The organism is Propioniferax innocua (genome assembly GCF_006716235.1).
GTDB classification, from domain to species: domain Bacteria; phylum Actinomycetota; class Actinomycetes; order Propionibacteriales; family Propionibacteriaceae; genus Propioniferax; species Propioniferax innocua.
Map to the genome: position 1 here is coordinate 169,765 of NZ_VFOR01000001.1, position 26,319 is coordinate 196,083.

A 26,319-nucleotide genomic window follows, 5' to 3' on the forward strand; every position below is an offset into this window, starting at 1 on the left:
GGAGGCACCCAGCTGGTGGCCCCGACTCTGCCGCCGCGGCCGTGCAGCGGTTCGTTCGGCGTGGAACGCCCTGTGGCTGAACCTGACCGGTGATGGCACAGTCCAGCGCGGGTGGCTCTTAGCGTGGATGAGGCCCTGTCGCTGCTTTCCCACTGCGGCGCGCTGAACGCCGGGCATAGGTCAGGCACCCAGGGAGCCAGGCCAGATACAGCAACACCATGCCGACGATGACGATGCTCAGTGATGTCGTGCTGTCCACCTCGCTCGCGAGCTGATTCTCCAGCCGACCGGACGGATCGATCAGCAGCGTGGTCCTCCCGCCCTCGTACACGCCGTCATAGCCACCGTCGCCGCGGTAGATGAGCGGTTCGGGCTGCGGTCCGCCATCCAGTCGCGTGAACGTGTAGGTGTAGGTGACCACCTGCCGCGACCCGCCCTCGGTGTTTCGCCGCCGCTCCACCTTCCGTGTCACATCGGTCACCAACACTTCGACCGGCTCCCCCGCCGATTCCAGCGCCATGTCGGGCCCCAGGTCGGCGGTCCCGGCCATCAGGAACAGGCCGGCCAGCCCGATCGGTATGCCCGTGAGGATCCTGGAAAGCCATCCGGTCGTGAGCGCGATCCACGTGGTGAAGCACACGATGATGCATGCGGCGATCGCCACGATGATCGACACATTGCGGTTGTGCGGGATCAAGAACCCGACGGCGACCGGAACCGCCATCAACAGCGCCATGAGGACGGTCCAGATCGCGAAGAACCGGCGGCGGGCCGGATGGAGCCGTGGGCGTTCCGGTGGCGCGAAATGCATGGGCACCGGTGTACCACTGGGGTGGTCACCGGTCGGGTAGCGTCCGGTGGCATGAGTGCATCCACCGAGCCCACGACCACCCTGTTCGGCGAGCTCAAGAAAGCCATCGCCGACGATTGGCACGACTACACCCATCACGCCTTCGTCGAGCAACTGGGCGCTGGCACGCTCTCCCTCGACGCGTTCAAGGATTACCTGGTGCAGGACTACCTGTTCCTCATCCAGTTCTGCCGTTCCTATGCTCTGGCCGGGTACAAGGGCGAGAACCTCGATGACATCCAGGCCTCCATGGAGGGTCTGCAGGTGATCCTCGATGAGACCCGCCTGCACGTGAAACTGACCGCGTCCTGGGGCATTGAGGAACAGGAACTGCTCAAGGCTCCCGAGAAGGTCGGCACCGTGGCGTACACCCGTTACGTGCTCGACGCCGGCATGACCGGCGATCTGCTCGACCTGCACGTGGCGCTGGCCCCCTGCGTCATCGGCTACGCCGAGATCGGCGAGCGCCTCGCTCCCCTGCTCGAAGGACGCGATGACCACCCCTACCGTGAGTGGATCTCCACCTATGCCTCCGCCGAGTTCCAGGAGGGTGCTCGCAAGGCTGTGGAGCAGCTCGACGCGCTCCATGACAGGTTCGGCTCCCCCGCGCGCTTCGAACAGTTGGCCCATGTGTTCCGCACCGCCACGCGCATGGAGTCCGGGTTCTGGCAGCAGGCACTCGAGAAGTAGTCTTCACGCCATGAAGATGTCGGAAAAGCTTGAGAAGACGTTCAACGACCAGATCACGCTCGAACTGGAGTCGTCGATGGTCTACCGCCAGCTGGCCATCGAGTGCGATGCCCAGGACCTGCCCGGGATGGCCGCATGGTTGCGTCACCAGGCTGACGAAGAGACCGTGCACGCCAACAAACTGATTGATCACCTGCTGGATCGTGGCAACCACCCGGTGATCGGAGCCGTTTCCGCTCCGTCGATCAAGCCCGAGATGACGCCCCTTGATGTGTTCGAAGCAGCGCTGGAGCACGAGAACAAGGTCTCGGCCGCCATCCGCGAACTCTGGAAGGCCGCCGACAGCGATGGCGATCTCGACGCCCGCCCGCTGCTCACGTGGTTCCTCTCCGAACAGCTCGAGGAGGAAGCAACCGTGAGCGAGATCGTGGGCCGTCTCAAGCTCACCGGCGATGACGGTTCGGGCCTGCTGCGTCTGGACGAGGATCTCGCAACGCGTCCGGTCGCCACCACCGAATCCGGCGCCTGAGGCTCACTCCCCCGGGGCGTCCTCGCCTGTGCCTGCGTCCGAATGGCCGCAGCCAGGCGGGGCACCCGGCGGCCGGGTTCTGCATGCGCAGGTCTATGCCAGTCCCAAGCCGATGTACTTCGTCTCGAGGTACTCCTCGATGCCCGCGAAACCACCCTCGCGGCCCAGCCCGGACTCCTTCACGCCGCCGAACGGGGCCGCGGCATTCGACACCACGCCCTGGTTGAGCCCGACCATGCCGGTCTCCAGCGCCTCGCTGACGCGGATGCCGCGGGCCAGATCCGTGGTGTAGACGTACCCCACCAGACCGAAGGGCGTGTCATTGGCGGACGCGATCCCTTCGGCTTCGGTGTCGAACTCGCTGAGCGCAGCGACCGGTCCGAAGATCTCGGTCGAGGTGATCTCGGCCTCCGTGGGCACACCGGTGAGCAGCGTCGGCTCGTAGAAATGGCCGTCTCCGTCATGGGCCCTGCCGCCGAGCTCCAGCGTCGCTCCCCTGCTGATCGCGTCTCGCACGAGGGAATCGACCTTGTCCACCGCCTCGGCATCGATGAGTGGCCCCACCACGGCCTCGTCGGTGACACCGCGCCCCACGGTCAGTGCCGCGAGGCGTTCCCGAAGACGCTCGGCGAACTCGGTGGCGATCGGCCGCTGCACCAGAATGCGGTTGGCTGCGGTGCAGGCCTGCCCGATGTTGCGCATCTTCGCCTGCATGACGCCATCCACAGCGGCATCGAGGTCGGCGTCCTCGAACACCAGGAACGGCGCATTGCCGCCGAGCTCCATCGATGTGCGCATCACGGTCCGTGACGCCTGCTCCAGCAACTTCTTGCCCACCGGCGTCGACCCGGTGAAGGACAGCTTGCGAGACCGCGGGTCGGAGATCAGGCCACCCATCACCTCGCCGGAGGTGCTGGTGGTCACGACGTTGACCACGCCCGCCGGCGCGCCGGCCCGCTCGAGGATCTCGGCGAGCGCCAGCGTCGAGAGCGGCGTCTGTGAAGCGGGTTTGATGACCGACGTGCACCCGGCCGCCATCGCCGGCCCGATCTTGCGCGTGCCCATGGCCAGCGGGAAGTTCCACGGGGTGATGAACACGCATGGCCCCACGGGCTGACGCGCCACCAGCACGCGGCTGCCGCCGACGGGCGAGGTCATGTAGCCGCCGTCGATCCGGACCGCCTCCTCGGAGAACCAACGGAAGAATTCGGCCGCGTACGCCACCTCTCCCCTGCTCTCGGTGAGTGGTTTGCCCATCTCCAGGGTCATGATGAGGGCCAGACGCTCGGTCTCCTCGGTCATGATCGAGAAGGCCCGACGCAGGATCTCGGCCCGCTCGCGCGGCGGCGTCGCGGCCCACTCTCCCTGCGCCCGGTCCGCGGCGTCCAACGCTTCCACCCCCTGGTCGGCATCGGCATCGGCGACCCGGCACAGGACCTTCGCCGTCGAGGGATCCTCCACGGCGAAGGTCGACGCCCCGGGGCGCCACTGGCCGTCGATATGGAGCTCCTTGGGAACCGAGTTGATCGCGCCGACTTCATTGTGCTTCGTCTCGGTCATGGCCGAACCTCCTGAATCGGGTGGACACACGTGGATCGTCTGGCAAGTCCTACGCCACGTAGTGTATGGTTGTGTCAACCGAGGGCCCGCTGGGGCCTGCCACAGGGTTGTTACTCGCTGGGATCAACGAGGCAAGACCTGGGACATCATCCGTGTCCCGGGTCTTTTTTGCTGCCCGCACTTTGTTGACCGGACGCGAGAGCACCCCCGGATCAAGGAGTCATGACGATGCCGTCTACAAAGACCTCCGCCGAGGCCATCGTGGCCGGGCTGGGAGGGCCGGAAAATATCCGGTCCTTCACGCACTGTGCCACGCGCCTCCGCTTCGAGCTCGAGAATGCGGACAAGGTCGACAAGTCCGCTCTCGAAGAGATTCCCGCTGTCATGGGTGCGGTTCCCCAGAGCGGCGACCGTTACCAGGTGATCGTCGGTGGCGCTGTCGAATCCCTCTACGACGGGATCAAGCAGCTACCGTCCATCAGCAATCGCAAGGCCGATGCCGCTCGCTCCGATGACGACGTCAAGGCCGAACAACGCGCCAAGGCCCGTGGCAAGATGCCCTGGCTGGACAACTTCTTCGAGTTCCTCTCCGATTCGTTCCGGCCGATCATCGGCGTGCTTCTCGGTGCCTCGCTCATCATCGCCATCGCCTCGGTGATCGATGCGCTCGGCATCGTCGACTTCCGTGCCGAGGACAAGGGCGCATCGTGGGTCTTCATCGACGCGATGTGGAACGCCGTCTTCTACTTCCTGCCCATCATGGTGGCCTACAACGCCGCGAAGAAGCTGAAGATCGACCCGTGGGTCGGCGCCGCGATCATGGCGGCGTTGATGACTCCGGACCACTTCATGAAGCTCTCCGACACCGAGCGCTTCGCCGACACGATCTGCACCATGAACGAGACGCTCGGCACCGAGCAGTGCACGGCGCAGATCTTCGGCATTCCGCTGCAGCTCAATGAATACGGTGGACAGGTCTTCGTCCCGCTCATCATGGTCGCGGTGCTCGCGATGGTCTACAAGGGCCTGCAGAAGATCTTCCCGGCGAACGTGCAGATGGTGTTCGTACCCTTCCTGTCGATGGCGATCATGATCCCGGTCACCGCCTTCCTGCTCGGCCCCCTGGGCGTCTGGCTCGGCAACGGCCTCGGCGTCGGCCTCTCCTGGATGAACTCGAACGCCCCCTTCGTCTTCGCCATCCTCATCCCGATGCTGTACCCGTTCCTGGTTCCGCTGGGCCTGCACTGGCCACTCAACGCCCTGATGCTCATCAACATCCAGACGCTCGGCTACGACTTCATCCAGGGCCCCATGGGTGCATGGAACTTCGCCTGCTTCGGCGCCACCGCCGGTGTGCTGGTGATCTCGCTGCGCGACCGGGACACCCAGATGCGTCAGACCTCCATCGGCGCCCTGGCCGCTGGCCTGTTTGGTGGTATCTCCGAGCCCTCGCTCTACGGCATCCACCTGCGCTTCAAGCGGATCTACCCCCGCATGCTCGTGGGATGTTTCGCCGGTGGTCTGACGATCGCGATCCTCAGTGCGCCGTTCGAGGGCGTGCAGACGCATGCCTTCGCATTCACCTCGCTGCTCACGATCCCCGTCTTCGACCCGATGTGGGTCTACGCCATCTCGGTCGGTGTCGCCTTCTTCACCGCCATGGCCCTGATCGTCATCACCGATTACCGGACTCCCGAGGAACGCGCCGAGGTCCGGGCACGCGTGGCTGCGGCAACCGCCGGTGGCGGCTCTGCCGCAGCGCTCCATGCCGCTGATGACGCCGACTCCCCCGTCGCCGACTCCCCCGCCGCCGACTCCCCCGTCGCCGACTCCTCGTCGGACGCCGGGGAGACCGTGGAACTCCTCGCCCCCGTTTCGGGCAAGGTCGTCGCTCTCGACGATGTGCCCGACAAGGTGTTCGCCTCACGGGCACTGGGTGAGGGCGTCGGGATCCAGACCACCGAGGGAACGATCGTGGCACCGGTGTCGGGTGAACTCGTCACCGTCGCCAAGACCGGGCATGCCTTCGGGATCCGCACCGCCGACGGCGTCGAGGTGCTGGTGCACGTCGGTATCGACACGGTGCAGATGAAGGGTGAGGGGTTCGACGTGGCCGTGACCAAACGCGACCACGTCAAGGCAGGCGATGTTCTCGCAACGGTGGACCTCGCAGCCATCGAGAAGGCCGGTCATGACACCACCACCGTCATGACGGTGACCAACAGTGCCACACTGGGAGGCGTCACACCGATCACCGGAATCGACGCCACGCCGAGCGTGGCGGTGATCTCGGTCCAGCGCTGAACCGGTAGCGTTCCGGTTCAACCGAACACGGAAGAATCATGGACATCCTGCGTGTGTTCAACAACAACGTCGTCCTTGCCCGGTCTGCCGGGGGCGACGAGGTGATCCTGGTCGGGCGCGGTCTGGGTTTCCAGGCCCGGCCCGGCCAGCCGGTCGACCCGAAGCGGGTGGTGCGGAAGTTCGTGCCCGCAGACGGGCGCGACCCGGATCACCTGGCCGAACTGCTCGCCGATGTTCCGCCGGAATATGTGGCGTTGCTCAGCGAGGCCATGGTCAAGGCCGGGTTGGACCAGCAGGTCCATGATTCCCCGACGCTCGTCATCGCGTTGGCCGATCACGTCGCTTTCGCGCAGAAGCGTCTGGCCGCTGGCGTCAGCGTCGAATACCCCCTGTTGGCCGAGGTGCAGCACCTCTACCCTGAGGAATACGCCGAGGGCCGACGCCTGTGGGCCAGTCTGCGGGAACTCGACATGGATCTCCCCGAGGCCGAATCCGTGGCGTTCACACTGCATCTGGTCAACGCCGGGTTCGCCAGTGGCGATCTCTCCCAGACCTATCGCATGACCGGCGTCATCCAGCAGATGCTGGACGTGATCGCCACCACCTACGACATCGACCTCGACCAGAGCTCGGCGAATGTCGGACGGTTCATCACCCACCTTCGGTACCTGTTCGTCCGCATCCACGAGCATGCGCAACTCGCCGAGGACCACGCGGCGATCAACCTCGCCATCCGGCAGGCCCACCCGGTGGCGCTCCAGTGCGCCGAAAGACTGGCTCACATCATGGAACTGCGTCTCGGATCAGGGCTCACCGAGGACGAAATGGCCTACCTGACCCTCCACGTGGCCCGAGTGGCCGACGACCGGCTCGCAGCCGACACCACACCTGCCCGCAAGAAGGAAAGTCCAACGGAAGGAAACCCCTCATGATCACCCGAACCGCCACCATCGCCTCCAGCGTGGGGTTGCATGCCCGCCCCGCCGCGATCTTCGCCAAGGCAGCCGCGGACACCGATCTGGACATCACGATCTCCCTCGGTGACGAGGAGGCCGACGCCGCCAGCGTTCTCGAGGTGATGACCCTGGGCGCCAAGCACGGCGATGAGGTCACCCTTTCCTGCGAGGACGACGGTGCCGAGGCCGCCCTCGATTCCCTCGTCGATCTGCTCGGGCGCGATCTGGACAAGGAGTGAACCCCTGATGCCTGACCCCACCGACCTGACTGTTGACCCCCACCGTGTGCTGACCGGTATCGGCGTGTGCGCCGGCACCGCCAGCGCCCCGATCGTGCTGGTGAGCCCGGCACCCGGCGTCGACGAGGACGAACCCCCGTGCACCGATCCGGCCGCCGATGGGCAACGCGTCCGTGACGCCATGAAGGCCGTCGCAGACGATCTGACCGCCCGAGCCGAGGCGACCGACGGCACCACGCGGCAGATCCTCGAGACGACGGCCCAGCTCGCCACCGACCGGGCCATCGCCAAGGCGGTCGACAAGCAGCTCAAGAAGGGGTCAGGCATCACCCGCGCCGTGCACGACGCCACGGCCACCTATGCCGAGATGCTCGCGCAGCTCGGCGGCTACATGGCCGAACGCGTCACCGACCTCATGGACATTCGGGATCGGGTGATCTGCGAACTCCGAGGAGTCCCGGCCCCCGGTGTGCCGCGTCTGGAGCAGCCCACCATCGTGGTCGCCCGGGATCTCGCGCCCGCCGAGACCGCGACCCTCGATCCCGAGCTCGTGGCCGGCATCGTCACCGAACAGGGCGGCCCCACCAGCCACACCGCCATTCTCGCCGCCCAACTCGGGATTCCCGCCGTGGTGCGCGTCAACGGTGCCCTCGAGCTGACCGCGGACGACCGCCTCGCCATCGACGGTGGCGCCGGACGCGTCATCGTCTCCCCCACCGACGACGAAGTCGCCGAACTCGCCGAACGGGCCCGCCGCCGAGAAGCGGCCCTCGCCGACTCCCACGGCTCGGGACGCACAGCGGACGGACACGCCGTTCCGTTGCTGGCGAACATCGGCACCGCCGACGACGCCCGCCGCGCCGCGACCCAGGACGTCGAGGGCTCGGGACTGTTCCGCACCGAGTTCCTCTTCCTCGACCGGGACCAAGCTCCGACCCTCGAAGAACAGACCGAGACCTACACCACGGTTCTCGAGGCCTTCGGTGAACGCAAGGTCGTGGTGCGCACACTCGACGCCGGCGCCGACAAGCCCCTCGTGTTCGCCGACCAGGGCGAGGATGAGAACCCGGCCCTGGGCGTGCGTGGCCTGCGTCTCTCCCGTGCCCGGGAAGACCTCCTCGACACCCAACTGGAGGCTCTTGCCGCCGCGCACCGCGCCACCGGAGGAGACCTCCACGTCATGGCGCCCATGGTGGCGACCGTCGAGGAAGCCCGCTGGTTCGCCGAGAAGGTGCGTGCCACCGGTCTGCCCCACGTCGGCATCATGATCGAGGTCCCGGCGGCGGCCATCAACGCGCGGCATCTGCTGGCCGAGGTCGACTTCGCCTCCATCGGCACCAACGACCTCTCCCAGTACACCTACGCCGCCGACCGCATGCAGGGCGAACTCGCCGACCTGCTCTCCCCCTGGCAGCCCGCGCTGCTCGCCATGGTGCAGGCGGCCTGCATCGGTGGTGCGGAGACCGACTCCGCCATCGGGGTCTGCGGTGAAGCAGGCGGAGACCCCCTGGTCGCCCTCGTCCTCGTCGGGCTCGGCGTGTCCACGCTCTCGATGGCTCCGGGCAAGGTCACCGCGGTGCGAGCCGCCCTCGCCCGCCATGACTTGGCGACCTGTCAGGAAATGGCCCGACGCGCGGTCGCGGCCCCCACCGCCGAAGCGGCCCGGCAGGCCGTGATCGATCTGGCACACCCCGAGGTCCTCGACCTGCTGTGAGGCTGTCCGTGGATCGGTCGGTTCACCGACCGATCCACGACGCATCACAACGTGCCGATCCACGACGCATCACAACGTGCCGATCCACGACGCATCACAACGTGCCGATCCACGGCAACATCCACGTCACCAACGCCACCGTCACGAAGCTCATCACCGTGGTGACCGTGACGGTGTCGCCGACCGTGCGGGTATCGCCCTTCATCTCGATCGCAAACAGATAGGCGTTCACTGCCGACGGCATCGCCGACGCCAGCACCAGCGACTGCAACGGAATTCCGTGCATGCCGATGAGCAGACCCACGCCGACCGCAACCACCGGCATCACGAAGATCCGGATTCCACTGGCCACCAGCACGGACGCAGTGAGCCGTGGACGTCCCGTTGCCCCGAGCTGGATTCCCAAGGCCAACAGCACCATCGGAAGAGTGGCCTGCGACAACAGCTCGACGCCGGACATGACACCCTGCGGCAGCGACCATCCGAGTGACCTCAGGATCACGGCGAGCAGCATCGCCCACATGACCGGCATGCGGATCATCTTCATCACCGCCGAACGCATACCTCCGGCCGAGCCGTAGACCAGCGGAAACACGATGAAACCCAGGACGACCGAGGCTATGAACAACAGGACGCTCTGATCGAATCCGACCTGTCCGAGCGCGAACAGTGCAATCGGCAGCCCCATGTTCCCGGTGTTGCCGATGGCTCCGGTCACCATCACCGCGCGTCGTTTCTCCGACGGCAGTCCCATCCCCATTCCGATGACCAAACCGAGAACCACACCCACCAGGGTGACTGCGGTGTAGGCCACCGACACCTGCACCATCGCACCAGCCGACACCTCGGTGGTCAGCAGCGTGTGCAGCGCGAGTGCGGGAGTGAGCGCCTGAAGGCTGATCTTGCTGATCGTCTGAGTGTCCAGCGTGAATCGGCGCGCCAGAACCGCACCCGTGCCGGCCACGAGGACCACCGGGACGATCACGTTGAACAGCGCATTCAGCAGGGCCACTCACGCACCATAACGGGGCCGACGCCGGGTTGGACCCGATTCCACGAGCCACATCCCCTCATCCGATGACAGCCGGGGGTTGCGTCAGTCGACGAGGCGACCTTCATGGTCGAGCACCGAGTGACGCCGTGGGAACACCCAAAAACGCATCATGAGGTACATGTACAGGCCCTCCACCACCGCTGCACAGATCCGGGCCACCTCCGGTGGCGTCCCGGACCACTCCAAGAGGCTCGAGAAACCGAGCACCCAGAGCAGATAGTTGGAGATGACCACCACTGATTGTTTGCCGGACTGTTTGGCGAAGTCACCTTCGGCACGGAAGTTCAGCCACCGATTCAGCAGGAAGTTCACGATGGACGCCACCCCGAATCCGATCGACACCGCCACCGGATACGGCACCCCGCCGACGTGCACGAGGAGGCTCAACAGTGCGATGTCCAGAGCGAATGTCGTCAGGGAGAGGATGGCCCAGCCGATCCAGGTGGCGGGGATCCACGACAGCCACGTGGGCAGAAGTCGATGCACACCGTGCGTGAATGCGTTGTACCGCTCGGCAGCACTTGTGGTGCGTGACGACTCCGACGAACCCACGTGTGGCCTCAGGCGCGCGGCGGGCGCAGATCGAAGGCGGACAGGGCGAGGCCCACGATCATGAGCACGCCGCCGATGGGGGTGATGGCTCCGAGCCATCCGGTATCGGTGAGGACCAGGAGATAGAGAGTGAAGGAGAAGATCGCCGAACCGGCCACGATCAACAGCCCGGCGCGACGCCGGACCCCGGCAACCCCCAGACCGATGAGCGCGAGCGCCGCGTACATGTGATAACGCGCCCCGGTTTCGAAGGTTGCCACGCGCTCAGGACTCAGCCCTTCAGGGAGGCCATGGGCGCCGAATGCCCCGATGGCCACGGCCAGTGCCGCCCACAGAGCCCCCAGACGGACAAGTCCCGAACTCATTATTCCCCTCTCATCAATGGCCGGTGAGACTCCCTTCCAGCAGCCTCCGACCATAACGCCTGCATAACTTTCCTTGCGGCGAAGCCCCTAGTCAGAGGCTGATCGTCGATGCCGATGACGCTTTGCCGCCACAACATTCCACGGTTGATGACAGCGTAGGCGTTAGCATGCCATGGTGGCTCGTCGCGCCGAAAACGGCCGATACCTGCTGAAACCTATGTGGGCCGATACCTGCTGAAACCTATGTGGATGGAGTAGTACGTGAGCGCTGGGAACGCTGAACCCGCCAGTGGGGTCCGCAGAGAGGGGGAAGCGACGGAATCGGCGGCCGATCTCTCTGCTGTACCAGCCATCCAAGCGAAGAACGTCTGGAAGATCTTCGGATCCAAGACCTCGCACTATGCACGGCTCCTGAAGTCCGGAGAAGAACTCGATCCGGATTCGATCCATGGCACAGCGGCGGTGGTGAACGCCTCCTTCGAGGTGAAACGCGGCGAGACCTTCGTGGTCATGGGGCTCTCCGGCTCAGGAAAGTCGACGCTGCTGCGAACTCTCAACGGACTGAACCCGGCCACTGCAGGTGATGTGCTCATCAACGGTCAGGCCCTGACCGGAGTCTCCAAGCAGGAACTCCGCAGGATCCGTCGCGATGAACTCTCCATGGTGTTCCAGCACTTCGCGCTCCTGCCCCACAAGACCGTCCTGGACAATGTCGCCTACGGGCTGGAAGTGCGGGGCGTGGACCGGAAGTCGCGCTATGAGACCGCCATGCGGTGGATCGAACGTGTGGACCTCACCGGCAACGAGGGTTACTACCCCGACCAGCTATCTGGTGGCATGCGTCAGCGCGTCGGCCTGGCTCGAGCCCTCGCGGCCGAGACCGACATCCTGCTGATGGACGAAGCCTTCTCCGCACTCGACCCGCTCATCCGCGCCGACCTTCAGCAGCAGCTGCTGGATCTGCAGCAGGAGCTGGGCAAGACGATCGTGTTCATCACCCATGACCTCAACGAGGCCATGCGTCTGGGCGATCGCATCGCCATCATGAAATCCGGGCGCATCGTGCAACTCGGCACCACCACCGAGATCCTCTACTCCCCCGCCGACGACTATGTCCGCCGCTTCATCCACGACGTGGACCGAAGCCGCGTCCTCACCGCTGGGATGGTCGTGGACAAGACGGCTCCCACCTTCAAACCCGATGAGAGCGCGGAGGAGGTCTGTCGTCGGCTCGAGGCCGCCGGGCACACCGCGGGGTCCGTGCTCGAGGGCGGCAAGGTTCTGGGCGTGGTGCATCTGCGCAATGTCCGGTCCGCCACGGGGACGATCCGGGAAGTGATGAACACCGCCGAACCGGTCGGTAGATACACACCGATAGCCGAGCTCTTCAGCAGGGCGGCCGAACAGATCGAACCGCTGGCCATCATGGATCGCGATGGAACTCTTCTGGGCCTGCTGAGCCAGGACCGCATGCTCGATTCCATGTCCGGCTCCGACACCTCGGGAGGTCACGCCTGATGTTCGATCCGATCAATCCCGACATCCCCGTTGGCGAATGGATCGCCGACGGTATCGACGTCCTCACCGACGCATGGGCCGGATTCTTCGACGTCGTCGAAGAGGTTCTGGCGACTCTCCACGAGCAGCTCCTGTCCATTCTGGCGGGCCCTCCGTACTGGGTGATGATGATCGTGTTCGCGGCCATCGCCTACCTGGTTGGATCGCACCGTTCCTCCCTGAAGATCGGGAAAACCTCGGTTCCTGTTCTCGTCGGCTCCTGGCGTCTCGCCCTTTTCTCCTTGATCGGGTTCTACGTGATCCGCGGCATGGATGTGTGGGAGCACGCGATGGACACGATCGCCTTGGTGATCGTGGCCGTGGCTCTGGCGCTTCTGATTGCGATTCCGCTTGGCATCCTGGCGTCGAAAGTCACGTGGGTGTCGCGTGTTCTGCGCCCGATCCTGGACCTGATGCAGACCATGCCCGCCTTGGTCTACCTCGTGCCCGCCATCACGATCTTCGGCGTGGGCGTCGTTCCCGGCGCGATCGCCACGGTCATCTTCGCCATGCCTCCTGGCGTCCGTCTCACCGAGCTGGCACTGCGTCAGGTGGATGAAGAACTCGTGGAGGCAGGGCAGGCCTTCGGCGCCACGGGGTGGCGGATCCTGTGGCAGATCCAGGTCCCCGTCGCCATGAAGACCATCATGGCCGGTGTCAACCAGGTCATCATGCTCGCCCTGTCCATGGTTGTCCTGGCCGGTATGGCCGGTGCCGGCGGCTTGGGTGGTGACGTGGTCGGCTCGCTCGCGTCGTTGAACGTCCCGCTGGGTATGAGTGCCGGTATGGCCGTGGTCATCATCGCCATCTGGCTCGACCGCGTCAGCAATGGCCTCAGTGACCGGCGTCCACGCACCAAGAAGGCACCAACCACCGGACCCGACGACGCGGATGAATCGTCAGAACAGACCGAGCACGCCGAGCAGGGTGCAGCCTGAGACCGTCGGGCGCCCACAGGAAACACGGAATTCAATCCCGAGAACAAGTACCAAGAGACCACACGAAGAAGCGAGATCCAGGAGGACATCGTGACCATCAAGGCCAAGTACATCGCGGCGCTGGCTGCAACCGGCGCATTGGCACTGGCTGGCTGTGGGGCCAGCAACTCCGGTGGTGAAGGTGGAGAAGGTGGCAGCGGAGACAGCAAGGGCTCCGACACCGCCGCCGCATTCACCGACTGCACCGTTGGCGAGAGCTTCGCCGCGGCCGAGGGTGAGGGCACCGGTGAGGACAAGGACACCGAGCTCACCATCGGTGCCTTCAACGGCTGGGACGAGTCGTTCGCGACCGCGCACCTGCTCAAGGCCGTCCTTGAGGAGGAGGGCTACACCGTCACGGTCGAGGCCTTCGAAGCCGCGCCGGCCTTCGCAGGTGTCGCAGCGGGTGACATCGACATCATCACCGATGCGTGGATGCCGGTGACCCACCCGCAGTACATCGAGCAGTTCGGTGACGACATCGAGCATCTGGGCTGCTGGTACGACAACGCCAAGCTGACCCTTGCTGTCAACGAGGACTCCCCCGCCAAGAGCATCGAGGACCTTCCCGAGATGGCCGATGAGTACGGCGGCAAGATCTATGGGATCGAGCCCGGCGCCGGTCTGACCAAGACCACGCAGGAGAAGGCGATCCCCGAGTACGGCCTCGAGGACTACGAGTTCGTCGTGTCGTCGACGCCCGCCATGCTCACGCAGGTCCAGAAGGCGACCGACAGCAACGAGAACGTTCTTGTGACGCTGTGGCGTCCGCACTGGGCCTACAGCTCGTTCCCGATGCGCGACCTCGAGGACCCCAAGGGTGCCATGGGCGATGCCGAGATCATCTCTTCGGCAGCCCGTAGTGGCTTCGCCGAGGAGAACCCGCGTGCGGCTCAGATCATCAAGAACCTCGCGCTGGACGATGAGCAGCTCTCCAGCCTCGAGGACAACATGATGAACCCCGAGAAGCATGACGGCGCGAACCACGATGCTGCCGTCGCCGATTGGCTGAAGGAGAACCCCGAGTTCGCCGACCAGCTGATCGCCGGTGAGCTGAACGCTGGCTGACCTTCGTCCTTCATCAGCGCGACGTGCCCCCAACCGAGACCGGTTGGGGGCACGTCTGTGTTCACGGCTATCTCGGAGGCACGTGCTTGGGAGTGGATTTCGGAACGACGCACAGCGTCGTGTCAGCGGTTGACCGTGGGAACTACCCCATCGTCGCGTTCACCGACACCCATGGCGACATGGTTGACCATCTCACCGTTCGGTGAGGGTGTCAGCCCGTTCGAGCCGGGCGCTGTAGACTCTCTTGTCTACACGGGGCAGAATGAACTCATGAGCGACACCACCACCATCCGGGTCAGCCGCCAGACACACGGCCGCATCACAAGATTGGCCCAGCAGCGCCACGAGACCATCGACCAGACGGTCGATCGGGCCCTGCGTGCGTTGAGACAGCTGTCGATGGGGCGCGAGTTGAACGACGAGCTCACCGATGAGGAAAAGACCTGGCTCGATGCTGAACTCGGGTGACATCGTCGAGGTCGATCTCGGCACCCCGATCGGCAGCGAGGCGGGCCTGCGGCGACCAGCCGTGATCGTGACTGCCGCTGGCGTACTGCGAGGCAGCCCGAACGTGGTGCAGGTCGTTCCCCTGACCCGGACCATTCGGTCCAGCGGAGCGGAAGTGTACGTCGAGCCAGACGAAGAGAACCAGCTCAGCGCGCCATCAGCTGCTCAGTGCCAACACGTGCGATCAGTCTCGGTCGATCGACTCATCGCCACCCGTGGCATGGTGGGTCCAGCCCTGCTCGCTGAGATTCGCGAAGTGCTTGGCCTGCTGTTGGACCTCTAGTTGTACTCGACCACGTCGTCGTTGACAGCGTGCCCCTTCGACTTCACTGCTACGAAAAGACGCCCCGGCCCTGGTCGATCAACCGGGGCCGGGGCGTCAGAACAGGACGCTTTGACAGGTCAGCCGAGAGCGGCCACCGCTGCGTCATAGTTCGGTTCAGTGCCGATCTCGGGGACCAGCTCGGTGTGCACGACCTGGCCCTCGGCGTCGAGCACGATCACAGCGCGAGCCAGAAGGCCGGCGAGCGGGCCGTCAGCCATGGTCAGCCCGTAGTCCTGGCCGAACGTGCTGCGGAAGCCGGAGGCGCTGACGACGTTCTCAATGCCCTCGGCCCCACAGAAGCGGGCCTGTGCGAAGGGCAGGTCGTGTGAGACGCAGATGACCGAGGTGTTCTCGAGTCCGGCAGCGATCTCGTTGAAGCGGCGCACGCTCGTGGCGCACACCCCGGTGTCGATGCTGGGGAAGATGTTGAGCACCACGCGGCGTCCACGCAGGTCGGCGCTGGTCACCTCTCCGAGGTCGGTGCCGGTGAGGGTGAAGTCGGGCGCAGATGCACCGGTCTGCGGCAGTTCACCGACGGTGTTGACGGGATTTCCCTTGAAAGCAGTCGTAGCCATGGGCACCAGTCAACCACGCTGAGTCACTGTGCCGAAGGATGCCCGCCGGATGATTCGGATGAATCGTCTGGTGCCTGTTCGGCCTCGGCCTCGGCTTTGGCCGCCTGCTTCGCCTGCCGGGCGTCCTGCTTCTCCTGTTGTGCGACCAGCGGATGCGGACGCAGGATTCCCAATCGGGAACGGTTGCGGGCGCTCGCGTCGAGGGATACGACTCGGGTTCCGCCTTCACCGCAGACGGGAAGCCGTACGGTGGCGCCCTTCATGCGCTCCAGCGCGTTGCCGGGAAAGTCCGCTCGAAAGTTCGGCGGCGACGCCTCCTCCGTGGTCTGGCCCCACTGGTGACGTGGGCTCTGCACCAATCGCACATCGCGAGGGTGGAGTTCGGGGTCGAAGTGCAGCGTCGTGATCCGCCACGGATGTTGACGCAGCGGACCGCGCACCAACAGATAGGCCCGCAGGCCGAACACCGAGGCGATGAGCGCCCCGACGGCGATGCCGACGCCGAGAATCACGAGCCAACGTGCCACCGACTCGATGTGCCACCACATGGTCACCGTCACGATGACCAGAGCGATGCCCAACGCAGCCAGGATGAGCCCGATCACCGGGCTGATCAGACGTCGCTGGGCGAGACGCCGGGTGTCGGCGTCCTCCCAAGCGACCTCCTCGGTCTCGGGACGCATCGGCCGCCACGCGCTCGAACCGGTCGGCGGCGTTGTCGCAGGCCGAGGGTCCTGGGATGCGCCGGGATGCGGGAAGGGTTCGGATGGTTGGGTCACGGCCCTTGAGTGTAGGTCAGTCGACGGGTGGATGGAGACCTCGAGTGCCGAAGGCCTCCACCAGGTGCTCCTCGAGCAGCACCTCATCGGGGGGCCCCTCGGCGACCACTCGCCCACCCATCAGGATCACGTGATCCGCCGCAGCGGCTTCGGAGAGATCATGGGTGGTGTGGATGACGGTCCGCCGGTCACCGGTGCGGCTGTCCCCGGTATCGTGGACGATGCCGTCGATCACCTCGGCTGAGACGACGTCGAGCCCGGCCAGGGGTTCGTCGAGGATGAGGATGTCGTGCTCCTGCGCGAGTCCTTGGGCCACCAGAACACGATGGCGCTGTCCCCCGGACAACTCGTGAAGATGACGATGGGCCAGATCGGCTATCCGCATGCGTTCCAGTGCCGCGTCGATGGCGTCCCTGTCGGTGGATCGCAGCCGACGGAACCACCCGAGTGAGGCGTAACGGCCCATGGCCACCGTCTCCCGGACCGTCAGCGGAAGATCGACCGGGGCCTCCACGTTCTGCAGCACGTAGGACACACGTGGACGAGCGTCGACCGGGCGTTGGCCAAGCACCGCCAAGGTGCCGCCGACCGGAACGATCAGACCGGTTACCGAGTTCAGGAAGGTCGACTTCCCCGAACCATTGGGGCCGATCACGGCTGTCACTCGGCCGGCGGGAATGTGGCAGCTACTCTTGGCGAGAGCCACGAAGGTCCCGTGGGCGAGGGTGATGTCGGTCGCCTCCACCGCGTGCGGGGTGTCAACTTCCTGTGAGGTCTCAGGCATGGGCCACCCCTCGGCGACGGACGTTGACCACGATCTGCTGCACGGTCAGCAGAATGAAGAACAGGGCCACCGGAACCAGGCCCATGGTGGCCGACGCCGCGGTGCTCAGGTGATAGCTGACCACCAGGCCGATGACGACCGAGAACAATGCGATGGTGACCGCCAGCACCATCATCTGGCGGACCGAGCGGGCGAACAGTGAGGCGGTTGCGGCCGGGCCCACCATGAGTCCGAACACGAGCAGAGTGCCGACGGTGCGATAGCTCCCGATCACCGACATGGCGATCATCGCCAGCAGCAGCCCGTTGGCGAGCCGGGGGTTCATGCCAAGGGCGGCTGCCTTGCCCTCATGGAGGGCCATGGTGATCAAGGGACGGTGCAGCACGATGCTGAGGCCGATGACCAGCGTGGCGATGACCGCCTGTGTGCGCAGATCTTGAGGTGTGATGCCCAAGGCGTCGCCGAACAGGATGCTGGTGATGCTCCCTGCATAGGACGGTGTCTTGGACACCATCACCACGCCCAATGCCAGCATGCCCACGAAGAGCAGCCCGATACCTGCATCTTCACGCAGAGCAGTTTGTCGACGCACGACCTCCAATCCCACAACCATGACCAGGGCGGCCAGGGCGGCCCCCAGCATCGGTGAGAAGCCGAAAAGCACGGCCGCGGCGATCCCTGGTAGGACGCCGTGCATGAAAGCGTCGCCGAAGAAGGTCATGCCGCGCAGGACCAGCCACGTGCCAGCAACAGGCGCCATGAGTGCAACGAGGATTCCACCCATGAGCGCCCGTTGCTGGATTCCCATGAGAAAGGGGTCAAGTAGCCATTCCACCAGTGGTTCAGCCCAGCGTCTTGGAGATGAGTTCGGCATTGTCGAGCATCATGCCCTCGTAGGTTCCGGTGGCCGAGCCGGGCTCCCCCACCGAGCCGACGTGGAGGGACACGACCTCAAGGTCGCCGCCGACCTCCTTGCGGACCGCCTCGATCACCGGGGCCTTTGATGCGGTGTTCGCGAAAATGGCATGCACCCCTGCATCTTCGATGGTTTGGACAAGGTCGGCAACCTCGCGCGCCGAAGGCTCGGCCTCGGTGGAACCGCCGGGGATGACCACGCCGGCCACCTCGTAGTCGTAGGCCTCGGCGAAGTATCCGAAGGCATCGTGGTCGGTGACGAGGACGCGCTTGTCCTCGGGAACCGCCTCCAGCTTCTTGGAGACCTCCTCATGGGTGTCCATCAGCTCATCGTGAACGGTCGTGCCACAGGTCGCGTAGGCGTCATCACCGGAAGCCTCACTGAGCTTGTCGCCCATCAGCTGGGCTGCTTTGGCCATGCGAGAGACATCGAGCCAGAAGTGCGGATCGTGAGTGCCATGGTTATGGCCAGCGTGGTCGTCGTGGCCGTGGTCGTCGTGGCCGTGGTCGTCGTGGCCGTGGTCGTCGTGATCGTCGTGGCCGTGGTCGTCGTGATCGTCGTGGCCGTGGTCGTCGTGATCGTCGTGGCCGTGGTCGTCGTGATCGTCGTGGCCGTGGTCGTCGTGATCGTCGTGGCCGTGGTCGTCGTGATCGTCGTGGCCGTGGTCGTCGTGATCGTCGTGGCCACCGAACTCGATGGGATCGACCCCGGGCGCGAGCTCCACGACGTTGGCCCCATCCTGACGGGCATTCTCGAGCACATCGGTCAGTCCGCCCTCAAGCCCGAATCCTGTGGACAGCACCAGATCAGCCTTCACCAGCTCGGTGGCTTCCTTGGAGGAGGCTGCGAACTCGTGCGGGTCCGCGCCCGGAGGCATCAGCGTCTTCACCTCTGCTTCGGGGTCCACACACGAAACCACGCGCTGGGCAACGTCACCGATCATCGTCGTGGTCGCGACGACGCTCACATCGGAACCTTCGCCTCCTGCGGGATCGGCCTGCTGGCCGTCACCGCCGCAGGCTGTGAACACCATTCCGCCGGTGACAGCCAGTGCGCCGAGCCCAAGTCGCGTGAGTCGCATCGTTCCTCCACTGCTAATTCGAATGGTTCTCAAACGCGAAGATGTTAACTCTGATCCAACAAGAAACCAATTCTATTTACGCGCATATATGCATGCTGTTCATCTTGAGGATCCACCACGGATCCCGCTCGTTCGTCCACCTAGAGTTGACGCATGAGCGTCCTGCAGAAGATCACCGAACGCGTCCGTCCGAATCCCGCGAATCTCCCCGTGGTCCTGGAGCTGGATCTTGCACGGGGCGTCCTGACTCATGCGCCGACGAGCCCCATCGAGGCGTTGAAGCAACGCACGGCGACGACACTGCGCGATATCCGTGAGGGGTTGGCTCACGCCGAAAAGGACGATCATGTGGTCGGGCTCGCCGTTCACATCGGGACGGCGCCGCTGCCGCTGGGGGACGCCGACGAGGTCGCCGAACTCATCGCGGCCTTCACCAAACCCACCATCGCCTGGACCGAGACCTTCGGCGAACTGAGCGGCCACAGCTCTGCCTACCGGATCGCCTGTGCAGCCGACGAGATCTGGCTACAGCCCACGGGGACGGTGGGCTTCTCAGGTTTCCATGCCTCGATGACGCTGTTCCGCGGGACCCTCGAGAAGGTCGGGGTCACTCCCCACTTCGAGCAGCGCAAGGAGTACAAGTCCGCAGCCGAGACCTTCGGCGGCAGGGAGATCAGCGACGCGAACCGTGAGCAGACCCAGCGACTGGTGGACTCGCTCCTGGAACACGCCATCGGCGATGTGGCATCGGCCCGAAACCTCGACGAGGACACCGTGCGAGGGCTCGTCGACCAGTCCCCCATCGGGGCCGAGCAGGCGTTGGAAGCCGGCCTCATCGACCACGTGGGCTACCGCGACGAGGTGTACACGGCCATGCGGGAGCGCTGGGGCACCGAGCGGCGCACGCGTGGGGACGACCGGTCCGGTGAGGTACGGCACGCCATCCATCCCAGCTACGTGAACCGCTACAACCAGCGCGCCCAGACCACAGGCCGACTCAGCCGTATGTTCGCCACCGACCGCTCAGCGATCGGTGTGGTGTCGGCGATCGGCAACATCGTTCTTGGTCCTTCCACCCCCGGTGTCGGAGGGACACCGTGTGGGTGTGACACGCTCTCGGCCCAGCTCCGTAGTGCTCGCCATGACGATTCGGTGCAGGCCGTGGTGCTGCGAGTCGATTCCGGCGGTGGTTCGGCCGTGGGCTCGGATCAAGTGCGGCGCGAAGTATTACAGCTGCGAGAAGCCGGTAAGCCGGTGGTCGCGTCGATGGGCAATGTTGCGGCTTCCGGCGGCTACTTCATCGCGATGGGAGCCGATCGCATCGTCGCCAATCCCTCGACCATCACCGGGTCCATCGGTGTTCTGGGTGGGAAGTTCATCCTCGCTGGGCTGCACGAGCGCATCGGACTTGTTCGTGAAGGCGCCGACGCGGGTGCACGCGCCGGGATGTGGAGTGAGCGCGAATTCACTGAGGATGAGTTGGATGTGCTCAACGCTTGGCTGGATGAGGTCTACAGCGATTTCACCACCAAGGCAGCACAGGATCGCGGCATGCCCATCGATGAGCTCGAGCCCTTGGCGCGCGGGCGCGTCTGGACCGGTGCCGACGCCGCCGAGCGCGGCCTGGTGGATCATGTGGGCGGCCTCGCCACGGCTCTTCGCGTGGCTGCAGAGCACGCTGGTGCCAAGCCCGGTGAACTGGCGGTCCGGACCCTGCCGCAGATGCCCTGGCTCGACCAGCTACGCCCCCCGGAGTCCAGCGAGACGCACGCGTCGGCCGTCGGATGGGATCTTGGCCCAGACGGATTGTTCCGCGCCGCAGCAAGAATGCTGGGCATGGAGGCCCCAGCCGGAGTGCTGAGCCTTCCGTGGACACCGCACATCCGCAGCTGAGACATCTTCGACGGGACATTCTTTGCCGAGTTGGCTCTCTGTTTGACTCGCTGTCGCGTTGGCCCCGATCCGACCCGGCTCAAATCCGGGCAGGGTCGGGGCCACGCCCGTTTTCAGGGGCGGACGGAGTCAGCGCGGTGTCAGATCTCGGCGGTGCCAGATCCCGGTGATGTCAGGTCCCGGTGGCGTCAGATCTCGGTGGCGTCAGGTCTCGGCGGTGTCAGGCCTGGAAGGGTGAGGGGTCCCCTGCCCCGACGCGGTCGACGCTCACGCCGTCCACCAGATTGATGACGGTCGTGGGTTCCAGCCCCGCGTCCCCGGAGTCCAAGATCGCGTCCACCTGGGACCCGATTTCGTCATTGACCACCCACCCCTCATGCATCGGATCGGTCTGCCCGGGCAGGATCAATGTGGACGACATGAGCGGTGCATCGAGTGCTTCGAGCAACGCCAAGGCCGTGCGGTGCGGCGGAATTCGCACGCCGACGGTCTTCTTCTTCGCGTGCAACATCTGCTTCGGCACCTCCTTGGTACCGGGCAAGATGAACGTATAGGCGCCGGGCGTCGCTGCCTTCACCGCGCGGAACACATCGTTGTCCATGTGAACGAACTGCCCGAGCTGGGCGAACTCACGACACACCAATGTGAAGTGATGGGCGTCGTCCAAGTCTCGGATCGAGCGGATCCGGTCCAGGCCTTCGCGGTTCCCCAACTGGCACCCGAGTGCGTAACCCGAGTCCGTGGGATAGGCGATGAGGCCACCGGAGCGGACGATGTCCACCACCTGCGCGATCGAACGTGGCTGTGGATCTTTGGGATGAACCTCGAAATAGCGTGCCATGAACAGATGATACGGGCCACACTTCCGCCACCCATACCCGGGTTCGTCGATGCTCACGCTGGGGGCGTTGATGCTCACGCTGGGGCTCGTGGATGCTCACGCTGGGAGTTTTCCTGAGATCGCCATCGGAGCTCATCGAGGGGGCACCATACAAAGGAAAACATTGAGGTCAGATTCTGGCCGCAATGACGTCTGAAATCTCTTCACCGGATGTGGATGAGGACTGATTGTGGCCGCAATGTTTTTCCAGATGTGGGTGGGGTTTGCGGTTTTGGGCGTGGGTGGGGTTTGCGGTTTCGGGTGTGGGTGGGGTTTGCGGCTTCGGGTGTGGGTGCCTGCCTTCAGGTGACGCTGCTACCGTCAGTCCGTGATCATCCGTCACGGTGGCGCAGGGCGCCTCCGGAGGTCTTTCGCCCCGGCTGGGCGACTGGCCGCCACGCTGTCACTCGCTTGGCTGTTGGGAACAGCCTTGCTGCTGCTTCCTGCCGCCAGAGTCGATCCTGGCGGTGCAGCGCTCATCGAATCCGCGTTCACCGCAGCCTCGGCACTGTGCGTCACCGGTCTCACCGTGGTCGACACACAGTTCTACTGGACGCACTTCGGGCAGGGGGTGATCCTTGGCCTCATCCAGGTGGGTGGGCTTGGCGTCATGCTCATCGCAACACTGCTGGCCTTCGCCGTCTCCAAGCGCGTCGGGATGGGCATGCGGCTGGGACTGCAAGCAGAACTCCACGATTCAGGTACCGGCGGTGCTCGCGGGACGCTCGGTGTCGTGCGTCGCATCATCGCGATGACGATGCTGATCGAAACGGTCACAGCGGCGGTGCTGGCGTTGCGTTTCATGGCCGCCCACCACATGGGAGCCGGACAGGCCCTCTGGTACGGGGCCTTCCATTCAGTTTCGGCGTTCAACAATGCAGGTTTTGGCCTCCGTTCGGACAATCTGACGCCCTTCGCGTCGGATCCATGGATCCTGGTACCGATCTCGATCAACGTGATCGTTGGCGGCCTCGGCTTTCCCGTGCTCATGGAACTTCGGCGGCACTGGCGTCTGCCTCGCGAGTGGCACCTGACGACGCGGGTGGTCGTCGTGGTCACTCCCCTGTTGCTGCTGATCGGCACATTGGTGTTCTGGCTCCTCGAACGCGAAAATCCCGAAACGCTCGGCCCGATGAGCACCCCCGATGCTCTGCTGAATGCTTTCTTCCATTCCACGATTGCTCGCACAGCAGGTTTCAACAGCGTCGATATCGGTGCCCTCGATCCGGCGACTCTTTTCGCCCTTGACGGCCTGATGTTCATCGGTGGTGGACCTGCCGGTACGGCCGGTGGCATCAAGGTGACCACCTTCACCGTGATAATCGCCGTCGCAATGGCGGAGATCCTCGGCGCCCGGGCGGTGAACATCTTCGGCAGACGTCTTGCCCGCAGCGTCCACCGGGAAGCCCTCACCGTCATGACGCTGGCCTCGCTCATCACCATGACCGCCACCTTTACCCTGTTGATCCTCGAACGCGATCTGGTGATCGAGCATGGTGCCGCTCTCGACGCCGTCGTCTTCGAAGCCGTCTCCGCCTTCTCCACCGTGGGGCTGAGTACAGGTATCACTCCTCAGCTCTCCCCCACCGGCCAAGTGCTGATAATGCTTTTGATGTTCACAGGACGCCTCGGCCCGGTCACCCTCGCAGCGGCGTTGGCCGTACGCCCACGCCCGGCACGTTACGAACTACCAAGGGAAAGGCTGTTCATTGGTTGAGCGAAGATCATCACGTTTCACAGGCTTCTTCACCGGAAAACCTCAGCGGAACTCCGGATCGGTCGTGGCGGTGCTCGGGCTCGGCCGCTTCGGAGCCGCTCTGGCCCTCGAACTCATGGAGGTCGGCGTGGAAGTGCTGGGCGTCGACAAGGATCCGGCCGTCATTGATGAACTGTCGGGCCAGTTGACCCACACCGTCACCGCCGACACCACTGACGAACGCGTGCTGCAGCAGCTGGGTATCGACGAATCCGAGTGGGTCGTGGTGGGCATCGGAAGTGACATCGAAGCCTCGATCCTCACCGCCTCCCGGCTACTGAAATTCGGCGTGCACAGCATCTGGGCGAAAGCCATCTCCGAGCCGCACGCCGAGATCCTGAGCCAGATGGGTGTCAGGCATGTCATCTCACCCGAATCCGATATGGGGCGGCGTGTCGCCCACTTGATCCGGGGCCGCGTCAACGACTACATGCGCATCGACGAAGATCTCACGATCGTGAGGATGCGGCCGACCTCCGGCATCGTGGGACGGCCCCTGAAAGACCTCGATCTGCGCGCCCGCTTCGGCGTCACCGTCATCGCACTGAAATGTCCCGGAGAAACATGGGCGATGACGCACGGCGAATCAATCGTGGCAAAGACCGATGAGATCCTCGTCGCCGGCACACCAGGCGCCTTGGAGGCGCTGGGCGTCGATGGGTGAGAGCAGCAACCATTTAGACTTTCAGGATGGCTGTCTTCGACCTGACCGAATCAGAGCTCCGTGATCGTCGGAGCATGAAATGGCGCCGCTACCCGGCGGATGTGCTGCCCATGTGGGTGGCCGAAATGGATTGTCGACCGGCGCCGGAGGTGGTTCGGGCGCTCGAAGGATTGTTGGCCGACGGGGACACCGGATACCCGGGGACAAGGATGTATCCAGAGGCGTTCGCGTCCTATGCCACCGACACCTGGGGATGGGACATCGACGCCGATGAACAGATCGTCGGTCTGCCTGATGTGATGCACGGGATCGTGGAGATCCTCGACCACTTCACCGAGCCGGGATCCCCGGTGGTGGTGAACCCTCCCGTGTACCCCTCGTTCTACGAGTACTTGGAGTGGGCCGGACGGCCAACGGTCGAAGCCCTGTTGACCCCCGAGGGGCGTCTGGACCTCGAAGCCGTCGAACGCGCCTACACCGGCGCATCCCGTCCGGCAGCACACTTGATCTGCAACCCCCACAACCCCCATGGCATGGTGCCGACCGCCGACGAACTCGCAGCCTTGGCAGATCTGGCCAACCGGCACGGCGTACTCGTCATCAGCGACGAGATCCATGCGCCCCTGATCTCCGCCCCGGCCAGGCATGCGCCGTGGCTGACCGTTCCCGGGGGCGAGACGGGCATCGTGGTGACCTCGGCGTCGAAGGCATGGAACCTTGCCGGCCTGAAGGCGGCCCTTGCGATTGGGGGTGCAGACGTCGCAGCCAACCTGCGTCGGCTCCCAGCCCAGGTCACCGGTGGAGCGAGTCATGTGGGGATCGTCGCGCACACCGCAGCGCTCACCGATGCGCGTGAATGGATCGATCAGGTCATGGTCGAGATCGAGCAGAATCGAGTGCTGTTGGCTTCGCTGCTCCGCGATCACCTCCCTGAGGTCTCGTTGGCTGCAGGCCCGGCGACCTACCTGGGATGGCTCGACTGTCGCAGTCTCGGCCTCGACAACCCGTACGCCACCTTCCTTGAACGTGGACGTGTCGCATTCAACCCCGGGCCCGCCTTCGGCACCGGTGGTGAGGGCTTTGTACGGATGAACCTCGGCACCTCGCCGGAGATCATCACCGACGGTGTGCGGCGCATGGCTGCCAGCGTTTGACGCAATCTGGCGGCCAGCGTCAGACGCAACCCGTCCCAGTGCGTCAGACGCAACCCGGCCACAGCGCAGGGTCTTTTCGGAGTTCAGGCCTTCGCCGCACAGGTCTCAGCGGATGATCAGTTCGACCGATGCCTCTCCCCGCACCGGCAGGGTGTCGATGCCGATGAGACCCAGGAAGACAGTCGGGACGGTCTCGGTGACCTCGACCTGCAGGGAACCGTCGTCGAGCGATACCGAACCTTCGACATCCTGCTGTGCCAAGAAGGCGCGTGCTGTGACCACGGGATCGCCATGCGTATGCCCGGAGCCGACACGCGCACCGGCCAGGGAATCCCCACCGGCGCGGACGGCTCCCTGCGCGATTCCATTCACACGCTGTTGGGCACGCGCCTGAGCCGTACCGTCCACGACCAGGCCGGTCAGCACCACGATCGCAGGCAGCAGTGCGGCGACGAGAGTCGACGTCGCTCCCCCATGTTCTGATCGCGTGGCGTGCACGCCCCAGCCCTCTGACCGATGAAGATCCTTCACGAGGAACAGAATGCCGCAGCCAATCTCGGATGCGTAGGGGGGCCACACACTTGCGGGGT

The 26,319-nt window shown here is 64.9% G+C and carries 26 protein-coding genes and 1 pseudogene; 15 read left to right on the plus strand and 12 right to left on the minus strand.

The annotated features are described in order from the left end of the window. Positions 1-118: 118 nt before the first annotated feature. Positions 119-811, minus strand: a complete 693-nt coding sequence (locus FB460_RS00790) for a hypothetical protein (RefSeq protein ID WP_142092245.1) — start codon at positions 809-811, stop codon at positions 119-121. A gap of 51 nt (positions 812-862) precedes the next feature. On the opposite strand from FB460_RS00790, the gene FB460_RS00795 reads away from it, so the two are divergent. Together FB460_RS00795 and FB460_RS00800 are read left to right on the plus strand one after the other, a co-directional pair. Further along, the gene (locus FB460_RS00795; RefSeq protein WP_142092246.1) at positions 863-1,540 is read left to right on the plus strand and encodes a TenA family protein; all 678 of its coding nucleotides are present in this window, start codon (positions 863-865) and stop codon (positions 1,538-1,540) included. Between the two features lie 10 nt (positions 1,541-1,550). Then, entirely contained in the window at positions 1,551-2,069 is a 519-nt protein-coding gene (locus FB460_RS00800; RefSeq protein ID WP_142092247.1) for a ferritin, read from the plus strand. Between the two features lie 93 nt (positions 2,070-2,162). Here the strand turns inward: FB460_RS00800 and FB460_RS00805 are convergent, their stop codons facing one another. Further along, positions 2,163-3,629, minus strand: coding sequence for an NAD-dependent succinate-semialdehyde dehydrogenase (locus tag FB460_RS00805; protein ID WP_142092248.1), 1,467 nt, complete (start codon positions 3,627-3,629; stop codon positions 2,163-2,165). Positions 3,630-3,857: 228 nt separating this feature from the next. Here FB460_RS00805 and FB460_RS00810 point away from each other — a divergent pair, with 228 nt between their 5' ends. From FB460_RS00810 to ptsP, 4 genes are read left to right on the plus strand one after another with little or no spacing between them, the layout of a single operon-like run. Further along, positions 3,858-5,933 carry a glucose PTS transporter subunit IIA gene (locus FB460_RS00810; protein WP_142093272.1) on the plus strand — a complete coding sequence of 692 codons (2,076 nt, stop codon included), beginning with the start codon at positions 3,858-3,860 and terminating at the stop codon, positions 5,931-5,933. Between the two features lie 38 nt (positions 5,934-5,971). After that, complete coding sequence (locus FB460_RS00815; protein ID WP_142092249.1) at positions 5,972-6,865, plus strand: PRD domain-containing protein; 894 nt, start codon at positions 5,972-5,974, stop codon at positions 6,863-6,865. Further along, positions 6,862-7,128, plus strand: a complete 267-nt coding sequence (locus FB460_RS00820; protein ID WP_142092250.1) for an HPr family phosphocarrier protein — start codon at positions 6,862-6,864, stop codon at positions 7,126-7,128. The genes FB460_RS00815 and FB460_RS00820 overlap by 4 nt, the downstream gene beginning before the upstream one ends. A 7-nt stretch (positions 7,129-7,135) precedes the next feature. Next, complete coding sequence (ptsP, locus tag FB460_RS00825; protein WP_142092251.1) at positions 7,136-8,842, plus strand: phosphoenolpyruvate--protein phosphotransferase; 1,707 nt, start codon at positions 7,136-7,138, stop codon at positions 8,840-8,842. Positions 8,843-8,936: 94 nt separating this feature from the next. Here ptsP and FB460_RS00830 read toward each other — a convergent pair whose 3' ends face one another. The 3 genes from FB460_RS00830 to FB460_RS00840 all read right to left on the minus strand — a co-directional run bounded on the left by FB460_RS00830 (position 8,937) and on the right by FB460_RS00840 (position 10,813). Then, positions 8,937-9,854 (minus strand): AEC family transporter, encoded by a 918-nt coding sequence (locus FB460_RS00830; protein ID WP_211345772.1) that lies wholly within the window; start codon positions 9,852-9,854, stop codon positions 8,937-8,939. A gap of 84 nt (positions 9,855-9,938) precedes the next feature. Then, positions 9,939-10,448, minus strand: a complete 510-nt coding sequence (locus FB460_RS00835) for a GtrA family protein (RefSeq protein WP_170209890.1) — start codon at positions 10,446-10,448, stop codon at positions 9,939-9,941. Positions 10,449-10,456: 8 nt separating this feature from the next. Next, the gene (locus FB460_RS00840) at positions 10,457-10,813 is read right to left on the minus strand and encodes a DUF423 domain-containing protein (RefSeq protein ID WP_142092253.1); all 357 of its coding nucleotides are present in this window, start codon (positions 10,811-10,813) and stop codon (positions 10,457-10,459) included. Between the two features lie 261 nt (positions 10,814-11,074). On the opposite strand from FB460_RS00840, the gene FB460_RS00845 reads away from it, so the two are divergent. The 5 genes and pseudogenes from FB460_RS00845 (at position 11,075) to FB460_RS00865 (ending at position 15,205) form a co-directional block, all read left to right on the plus strand. Continuing rightward, the gene (locus FB460_RS00845; RefSeq protein ID WP_142092254.1) at positions 11,075-12,331 is read left to right on the plus strand and encodes a quaternary amine ABC transporter ATP-binding protein; all 1,257 of its coding nucleotides are present in this window, start codon (positions 11,075-11,077) and stop codon (positions 12,329-12,331) included. Further along, positions 12,328-13,239 (plus strand): annotated as a pseudogene (locus FB460_RS00850) (ABC transporter permease); the annotation flags it as partial. The gene FB460_RS00845 and the pseudogene FB460_RS00850, both read left to right, overlap by 4 nt. A 156-nt stretch (positions 13,240-13,395) precedes the next feature. Beyond that, the gene (locus tag FB460_RS00855) at positions 13,396-14,415 is read left to right on the plus strand and encodes a glycine betaine ABC transporter substrate-binding protein (RefSeq protein ID WP_142092256.1); all 1,020 of its coding nucleotides are present in this window, start codon (positions 13,396-13,398) and stop codon (positions 14,413-14,415) included. A gap of 270 nt (positions 14,416-14,685) precedes the next feature. Continuing rightward, positions 14,686-14,883 (plus strand): hypothetical protein, encoded by a 198-nt coding sequence (locus FB460_RS00860; protein WP_142092257.1) that lies wholly within the window; start codon positions 14,686-14,688, stop codon positions 14,881-14,883. Further along, positions 14,867-15,205, plus strand: coding sequence for a type II toxin-antitoxin system PemK/MazF family toxin (locus FB460_RS00865; protein WP_142092258.1), 339 nt, complete (start codon positions 14,867-14,869; stop codon positions 15,203-15,205). Before FB460_RS00860 ends, FB460_RS00865 begins: the two co-directional genes overlap by 17 nt. A gap of 119 nt (positions 15,206-15,324) precedes the next feature. Here the strand turns inward: FB460_RS00865 and tpx are convergent, their stop codons facing one another. The 5 genes from tpx to FB460_RS00890 are packed head-to-tail and all read right to left on the minus strand — an operon-like array spanning position 15,325 to position 19,382. Beyond that, a complete protein-coding gene (gene tpx / locus FB460_RS00870; RefSeq protein ID WP_142092259.1) occupies positions 15,325-15,822 on the minus strand; it encodes a thiol peroxidase in 498 nt (165 codons plus the stop codon). Positions 15,823-15,845: 23 nt separating this feature from the next. Next, positions 15,846-16,601: a YihY/virulence factor BrkB family protein gene (locus FB460_RS00875; protein ID WP_142092260.1), complete on the minus strand. Its 756-nt coding sequence runs from the start codon at positions 16,599-16,601 to the stop codon at positions 15,846-15,848. A gap of 16 nt (positions 16,602-16,617) precedes the next feature. Continuing rightward, positions 16,618-17,385 carry a metal ABC transporter ATP-binding protein gene (locus tag FB460_RS00880; protein ID WP_142092261.1) on the minus strand — a complete coding sequence of 256 codons (768 nt, stop codon included), beginning with the start codon at positions 17,383-17,385 and terminating at the stop codon, positions 16,618-16,620. After that, a complete protein-coding gene (locus FB460_RS00885; RefSeq protein ID WP_211345773.1) occupies positions 17,378-18,193 on the minus strand; it encodes a metal ABC transporter permease in 816 nt (271 codons plus the stop codon). The genes FB460_RS00880 and FB460_RS00885 overlap by 8 nt, the downstream gene beginning before the upstream one ends. 34 nt (positions 18,194-18,227) lie before the next feature. Beyond that, positions 18,228-19,382 carry a metal ABC transporter substrate-binding protein gene (locus FB460_RS00890; RefSeq protein ID WP_211345774.1) on the minus strand — a complete coding sequence of 385 codons (1,155 nt, stop codon included), beginning with the start codon at positions 19,380-19,382 and terminating at the stop codon, positions 18,228-18,230. A 153-nt stretch (positions 19,383-19,535) separates the two neighbouring features. On the opposite strand from FB460_RS00890, the gene FB460_RS00895 reads away from it, so the two are divergent. Beyond that, positions 19,536-21,275, plus strand: coding sequence for a S49 family peptidase (locus FB460_RS00895; RefSeq protein WP_142092263.1), 1,740 nt, complete (start codon positions 19,536-19,538; stop codon positions 21,273-21,275). 220 nt (positions 21,276-21,495) lie between these two features. Here FB460_RS00895 and FB460_RS00900 read toward each other — a convergent pair whose 3' ends face one another. Beyond that, positions 21,496-22,116 (minus strand): L-threonylcarbamoyladenylate synthase, encoded by a 621-nt coding sequence (locus FB460_RS00900; RefSeq protein WP_142092264.1) that lies wholly within the window; start codon positions 22,114-22,116, stop codon positions 21,496-21,498. A 367-nt stretch (positions 22,117-22,483) separates the two neighbouring features. Between FB460_RS00900 and FB460_RS00905 the strand changes: the two genes are divergently transcribed. The 3 genes from FB460_RS00905 to FB460_RS00915 are packed head-to-tail and all read left to right on the plus strand — an operon-like array spanning position 22,484 to position 25,729. Continuing rightward, entirely contained in the window at positions 22,484-23,872 is a 1,389-nt protein-coding gene (locus FB460_RS00905; protein WP_246044188.1) for a TrkH family potassium uptake protein, read from the plus strand. After that, positions 23,865-24,575 carry a potassium channel family protein gene (locus FB460_RS00910; protein ID WP_211345775.1) on the plus strand — a complete coding sequence of 237 codons (711 nt, stop codon included), beginning with the start codon at positions 23,865-23,867 and terminating at the stop codon, positions 24,573-24,575. The genes FB460_RS00905 and FB460_RS00910 overlap by 8 nt, the downstream gene beginning before the upstream one ends. A 26-nt stretch (positions 24,576-24,601) precedes the next feature. Then, on the plus strand, positions 24,602-25,729 hold the full coding sequence (locus FB460_RS00915) for a MalY/PatB family protein (RefSeq protein ID WP_142092265.1): 1,128 nt from the start codon (positions 24,602-24,604) through the stop codon (positions 25,727-25,729). 105 nt (positions 25,730-25,834) lie between these two features. Here FB460_RS00915 and FB460_RS00920 read toward each other — a convergent pair whose 3' ends face one another. Continuing rightward, a complete protein-coding gene (locus tag FB460_RS00920) occupies positions 25,835-26,227 on the minus strand; it encodes a pilus assembly protein TadG-related protein (protein ID WP_211345776.1) in 393 nt (130 codons plus the stop codon). Between the last annotated feature and the right edge of the window lie 92 nt (positions 26,228-26,319).

Excerpts from the sequence above, each read along its gene's own strand:
- FB460_RS00790 (WP_142092245.1), bottom strand. The coding sequence starts at position 811 with ATGCATTTCGCGCCACCGGAACGCCCACGGCTCCATCCGGCCCGCCGC.
- FB460_RS00795 (WP_142092246.1), top strand. The coding sequence starts at position 863 with ATGAGTGCATCCACCGAGCCCACGACCACCCTGTTCGGCGAGCTCAAG.
- FB460_RS00800 (WP_142092247.1), top strand. The coding sequence starts at position 1,551 with ATGAAGATGTCGGAAAAGCTTGAGAAGACGTTCAACGACCAGATCACG.
- FB460_RS00805 (WP_142092248.1), bottom strand. The coding sequence starts at position 3,629 with ATGACCGAGACGAAGCACAATGAAGTCGGCGCGATCAACTCGGTTCCC.
- FB460_RS00810 (WP_142093272.1), top strand. The coding sequence starts at position 3,858 with ATGCCGTCTACAAAGACCTCCGCCGAGGCCATCGTGGCCGGGCTGGGA.
- FB460_RS00815 (WP_142092249.1), top strand. The coding sequence starts at position 5,972 with ATGGACATCCTGCGTGTGTTCAACAACAACGTCGTCCTTGCCCGGTCT.
- FB460_RS00820 (WP_142092250.1), top strand. The coding sequence starts at position 6,862 with ATGATCACCCGAACCGCCACCATCGCCTCCAGCGTGGGGTTGCATGCC.
- ptsP (WP_142092251.1), top strand. The coding sequence starts at position 7,136 with ATGCCTGACCCCACCGACCTGACTGTTGACCCCCACCGTGTGCTGACC.
- FB460_RS00840 (WP_142092253.1), bottom strand. The coding sequence starts at position 10,813 with ATGAGTTCGGGACTTGTCCGTCTGGGGGCTCTGTGGGCGGCACTGGCC.
- FB460_RS00860 (WP_142092257.1), top strand. The coding sequence starts at position 14,686 with ATGAGCGACACCACCACCATCCGGGTCAGCCGCCAGACACACGGCCGC.
- FB460_RS00865 (WP_142092258.1), top strand. The coding sequence starts at position 14,867 with ATGCTGAACTCGGGTGACATCGTCGAGGTCGATCTCGGCACCCCGATC.
- tpx (WP_142092259.1), bottom strand. The coding sequence starts at position 15,822 with ATGGCTACGACTGCTTTCAAGGGAAATCCCGTCAACACCGTCGGTGAA.
- FB460_RS00880 (WP_142092261.1), bottom strand. The coding sequence starts at position 17,385 with ATGCCTGAGACCTCACAGGAAGTTGACACCCCGCACGCGGTGGAGGCG.
- FB460_RS00885 (WP_211345773.1), bottom strand. The coding sequence starts at position 18,193 with ATGGGAATCCAGCAACGGGCGCTCATGGGTGGAATCCTCGTTGCACTC.
- FB460_RS00890 (WP_211345774.1), bottom strand. The coding sequence starts at position 19,382 with ATGCGACTCACGCGACTTGGGCTCGGCGCACTGGCTGTCACCGGCGGA.
- FB460_RS00895 (WP_142092263.1), top strand. The coding sequence starts at position 19,536 with ATGAGCGTCCTGCAGAAGATCACCGAACGCGTCCGTCCGAATCCCGCG.
- FB460_RS00900 (WP_142092264.1), bottom strand. The coding sequence starts at position 22,116 with ATGGCACGCTATTTCGAGGTTCATCCCAAAGATCCACAGCCACGTTCG.
- FB460_RS00915 (WP_142092265.1), top strand. The coding sequence starts at position 24,602 with ATGGCTGTCTTCGACCTGACCGAATCAGAGCTCCGTGATCGTCGGAGC.